The organism is Lewinella sp. IMCC34183 (genome assembly GCF_003390915.1).
Classification (GTDB): Bacteria; Bacteroidota; Bacteroidia; order Chitinophagales; family Saprospiraceae; genus Neolewinella.
On record NZ_QMEM01000034.1, the window covers coordinates 1 to 543 of the forward strand.

At 65.0% G+C, this 543-nt stretch carries 1 protein-coding gene; it reads left to right on the plus strand.

The window, feature by feature from the left end; translation table 11 throughout:
* Nucleotides 1–543: transposase (locus DQG19_RS20670; RefSeq protein ID WP_157974653.1), on the plus strand; the 543-nt coding region annotated here is incomplete at both ends.

Genomic DNA, 543 nt, shown 5'->3' on the forward strand with positions numbered 1-543 from the left:
ACCTGCAACAGCAGGCCCTGGACAAGCTAGCCGCCCTGCGGGAGCGTAAGGAGCTGTACGAAGAGATGCGGGAGGAGTTAGAGGAAAGCGGGGAAAACCAGCTCAGTGAGACGGACCCCGATGCCCGCAGTATGATGGTGAAGGGCACCGAGTCGCTGGTGGGCTACAACGTGCAGTCGGTGGTAGACGACGAGCATAACCTGATCGTACACACCGAGGCCACGAACGTCAACGACATCCAGGCCCTGGCGGGACTGGCGGCAGCCGCCAAAGAGATCCTGGACCTACCCGACGATCCGGCCGAACCCATCGATGTGCTGGCGGATAAGGGGTACTACGACGCCACCAACCTGGCCGGCGTGGAAGCCCTGGGCATGGAGCCCTTCGTGGCCGAGCGGAAGACCAAGCCGCGGGAGGCCGGGGGCTACGGTCCGCGGGAGTTCGAGTACGACGAGGAGGCCGATGTCTACGTGTGTCCGCAGGGCGAAGAACTGACCAGCAACGGGCGGTGGTACCACCAGCGGGAGAGCCGCGGGGGCCGCA